Source organism: Chamaesiphon sp. OTE_20_metabat_361 (genome assembly GCF_031364565.1).
Window position 1 is genome coordinate 1 of sequence record NZ_JANLWO010000663.1, and the last position, 4,374, is coordinate 4,374.

Annotated in this window: 5 protein-coding genes; 2 read left to right on the forward strand and 3 right to left on the reverse strand. The window is 41.1% G+C overall.

Going from position 1 to position 4,374, the window contains the following annotated elements; genetic code table 11:
* Nucleotides 1–242: hypothetical protein (locus RMO35_RS18995; protein WP_309743147.1), on the reverse strand; the 242-nt coding region annotated here is incomplete at its 3' end.
* The gene (locus tag RMO35_RS19000) at nt 239–1,066 is read right to left on the reverse strand and encodes a TIGR04255 family protein (RefSeq protein WP_309743149.1); all 828 of its coding nucleotides are present in this window, start codon (nt 1,064–1,066) and stop codon (nt 239–241) included. The genes RMO35_RS18995 and RMO35_RS19000, both read right to left, overlap by 4 nt.
* 316 nt (nt 1,067–1,382) lie before the next feature.
* Between RMO35_RS19000 and RMO35_RS19005 the strand changes: the two genes are divergently transcribed.
* Nucleotides 1,383–2,315 (forward strand): hypothetical protein, encoded by a 933-nt coding sequence (locus tag RMO35_RS19005; RefSeq protein ID WP_309743151.1) that lies wholly within the window; start codon nt 1,383–1,385, stop codon nt 2,313–2,315.
* 90 nt (nt 2,316–2,405) lie between these two features.
* The gene (locus tag RMO35_RS19010; protein WP_309743153.1) at nt 2,406–2,699 is read left to right on the forward strand and encodes a hypothetical protein; all 294 of its coding nucleotides are present in this window, start codon (nt 2,406–2,408) and stop codon (nt 2,697–2,699) included.
* Between the two features lie 495 nt (nt 2,700–3,194).
* Here the strand turns inward: RMO35_RS19010 and RMO35_RS19015 are convergent, their stop codons facing one another.
* Nucleotides 3,195–4,160, reverse strand: coding sequence for an AAA family ATPase (locus tag RMO35_RS19015; protein WP_309743155.1), 966 nt, complete (start codon nt 4,158–4,160; stop codon nt 3,195–3,197).
* Between the last annotated feature and the right edge of the window lie 214 nt (nt 4,161–4,374).

A 4,374-nucleotide genomic window follows, 5' to 3' on the forward strand; every position in this document is an offset into this window, starting at 1 on the left:
GATAATAAGACACTTTTCGGAATGGTTACTCCAATCTCTACACCGCTAGTTGTCATATTTAGAGCAGCTAAAAGATGATGCTTATGTATTTCCGCCACCATTGCTGTGCTGCGATCGCTCGTAAATATTGCTGAATCGATCGAATAACTAAGACTTGTCGATAATCTATCCTCTACGGTAGACATTCCTTGGGCTTGGGAAGACAAGCTACGATTAGTTGTTGTTTCTAACAGAGGACTCATAATTTACCACCATAGCGTCGTAAAAATTCATCAGTTACCGCCCAGCGAAAGAATGTATAGATTCTCTCGGTAAAGCTGAGAGCCTGCTGCATGAGGGCTTCAAGGTTAAATACTTGGGGCTTTGTCGCAGATATATCTAGATCGAGTATCCAGCTACGTTCGGGGACAGCTTCGATCGCGTAAGGGTCAAAAGTAGCATTTGCAGGCATGACACCCCATCTAGCTGATATTTGAGCTTCTGGCAATAAAAATAATGACTCGTGCAGCACTTGATGAACGTACTCTTGAAGTTCACTACAGCTAATCCCAGCCATTTCGGGTCGAATCAACTGTGATATGTCTTCCAGATTTTGACCGACAACCCGATCGATATAGCGTAAGCCCACTCGATCGATCTGCGACAAGTGAAAGTTACTGTGAAGTTTGACCAGCAAATTTTCTAATCGTGCCAAAAAGTCGGTGCGACTGGTGTATTTAGTCGTTTCGATCGACACAGAATTACTTGCTAGGGAGATCCGCCACGTCCGATCTGCATTCCAAAAACACCAGGTTGTCTGAAGTGTCGGAGTTACGGATGCGCCGTCAGTATTCAATATTAGACTTTGCGTTTTCACAGGTTCGAGGGTCGGGTATTCTGCCCGAATCGCCTCTTGAAATGAACCGACAAACGCCTGTTGCTCGATCGACAGAATCGGCGGAAACCTGATCTGCGCGATCGCTCTGACCAAGGGCGCGTTTGTTAGTGGCACCTCTGATGGCGGTGTGGCGATGAGCGGATTAACATCAATCACTTTCGGCGTGCCTTTTGCGACTTTCGCAAACATGGTGTGGGACTGGAGCAGATGATTATTTTTATCATGCCCTGATATACATATCTTATAACAGCAGTGTGAAATAAAGTGTGAAGCTATTCAGCACAAGCCATTTTACGGATATTACTTATAGGTGCTACGTGTCTATAAGCAATATTGTTTGACATGTAAATCGTCTATGGCTATAGTAGGAGGAAAAAACCCCACCTACGCTGCCGTCCAAATAGTAGCCGTGACAAGTGATTGAGTAAGTTGTCAGGACAATATTCTCCGCAGAAGACGCTAAATGACTCTACTGTGAAGATATTACGCGAGTGCAGATAACCCGATGACCAAATCCAAAGATAGCCACAGCGACTCAAAAAAAGATAACAGGGATGTATTACTCGATCGCATCCGCTGGATGGTGGTGCTTGCCAAACTCAAGGAACTAGATCCAGACTCAACGGAAAAACCCGATCCAAGTATTAGAAGTATTCAAGATATCAATGATGAGAAGGATCTGATTAATTTTATGCCTTTATTTGCAGATGATGATTCGGCGTTTGATATTAGCCTAGAACTGTGGCAATCTTTATTCTGTAAGAGTGTTGGATCGAAGGAAAAGCGAGTTAATAGCTTTATCAATACTATCTATCAATGTCGAAATTTTTATGCTTTAGATGCCCCGAATAATCCAGCCCAAAGATTGACAAAAATTGTTGATGGAACTGGACGAGCTACTGAAGGTAAATATGATGATAATATTCGGCAATGGGGAAAATATGCTAAGGAATTAGTGAAAGATAATGGTGGTTGGGAAAGCTTTCTTGCTAAGAATCTATTAAGTGATGTAGCTGATGTTAAATTTCCATCTATTGGTGTCAAAACGGGAGAAGATCGAGAATCGTTAATCCAAAGAATTCTTTATTTAGAACGCGATCGGTACATTCAAGTCCTTGCTACTACCGTGGTCGCACTTTGGCCGATCTGGTTTCTGAAACGTACTGAAAATATTGAATTTCTCAGGAATATCACGGAAAGAGAACAGAAGACAAAAAATTTTAGAGTTGGGAAACGTCTACCAACTGAAGAATTGTACATTGATGTCAATCCATCCATCGGCAAAATGCAAGGATTACCGTATCCATTTGGATTTGCAGATACTTTATTAGAAGAAGCATTAAGTGATGAAGAAAAAGACATTGAAGAAAGCAAGCTAGACAGGGAAAGTTGGCCGCCTGTGGCAATTAATTTATTGATAAAAAAACTCAGAAATTAATATTGGAGTCCACCAATTTTATTTCCAGTAAGATCGGACACTTTATCTATACCAGAAGATGAAAAAGAAAACTACTCAATTTCATTTGTCATGGTTGCAGAGGGGTGTGATACATTTTCAACTATATATAGAAAAATCACTTCTAAATACAAAAAAATTGATGAAGTAACTTTTGGAATTGAAAGACAAACCTATGGTGAAATAATAGTAGAAAGACTGGGCATGGATAAATCTGATAGAGTGATTAGATCTGCTAGGAAAGACTTTTTTACGTCATTCCATAAAAACAACTCGTTAGATATTATCTTGTCATATTTTCCAGGCGATTTATTTTTGCAGACAGATCTAAATTATGCAGAGATTGGGGATGGGTACAAATTCTAGAATCTATTAAATATACAGTATTTTATATTTCTGGAGAATTATTTGGAGGAGTAAAATAGTTTCATTTTAATGATAAGATAGGTATTTGATTTGAGCTAATCTCTGCTCATTATGGCATATTAAGATCGATCGAGATAATGCTGCTGCTCTAAAATAAGCTTTAGCAGAAATAGGCGTAGAATCTTAGAACTTAGTTGTCGATGCGATTTTCTACCGTCCAGTACAAGCTGAATTATTATTATCCGCGATCGATGACAAAAGTAAACACTCGATCGTCATTCTAGATATGCTGAAAATAAAGAGTGGACACCTATCGATCGCAGAATGAATACAGATCCACCTATCTACTCAAACAACTCTACCGTCGTTATTAACAGATAAATTCCTAGCTAATCCTAATATTTAGGCAATCAAATATTTGAAATTGATGATTGTGGTCTTCCCGAACGTGCAGAGACTGTCTCGATCCGTCTGAGTGGAATGTGGGGAAACTGCTTAGAACGATCTGACATGAGTAGTTAATATTTCTTGTATTGACTGTTCTAAATGTTTTTGAACGACTAGCTCCTCTCGATCTAAGATCGCTCGTTTAGCGGCATCTTGTGCCACTCTGACAACTTGTGCGGCGGAGGAATCAATCATCATTGACACGCTCGACTGCCAATCGATTTTTCCAGTTTCGACTGAAGAAAGTGTCTGTTTTAGAATACCCTCAATTTCTGCCTGTGTTGGCTTTGGTACTTCGATCGTATCATCAAATCTTCGCCACACAGCTTCATCCAAGAACCTGGTCAGGTTGGTTGCCGCAACTAATAATCCATTATTAGCTTCATATTCATCTAATAATTGTAAAAAAGTATTGACTACTCGCTTGATTTCGCCAATTTCTTGAATATCCTCACGAGATTTAGCTAGTGCATCGCACTCATCAATAAAAAGTAAACAAGGCGTTTGAGCCGTTGCTTCAAATACCTCTCGCAGATTAGTGGCAGTTTCTCCTAAATAACTAGCTACTGCATCTTTGACCGATCGAAGAAAACCTACCTTTTCAAACCGCAGAAGAATCATGACTCTACCTGCTTGCAACCACTCCACTGCCTGGGTTTCATCAAAATCAACCAGATCTAGCACTCTCTTTTGTCCATCCCAAGACAATAGCCACGACTGGGATACTGTCTGGATCGAGTCGGGGGATTTCTCCTTTAAGGCTTTGAGCGCAGCATCGGCGATTTCCATATTTAATCCCGCTCCCAGACAGTATTCCATTATCCCCAGTTCCACTACCTCCGATGGACTGTAATAGACACTCCGACCCGTTCCCTGAGAACCGACGGTGGGCACGACAATCTCTTTTTCCCGCCAATATTGCAATTGGCGCAATGTACAACCAGATATGTCTGACGCTTGCTTACTAGTAAAAAATGGTTCCTGCATACTATCGATCGTACCCCAGCTAGCCACCAAATCAATGTTGCCTTAGTTTATGAGCATTATCACAATTCACTGTCGTCTCACTGCTCCCAAACCTATTCGTCGCCAGCTCTGGTATTTGATGGCAGAGATGAGACCACATCTACCGAACGCTTCGTTATCTGTCAGCCGCATGAGTCTCAGGTCAAGGAGTAACTAAACTAGGCCGACACCTTTCTGAATCAGCGTGGCGAGGGTGAAGCTC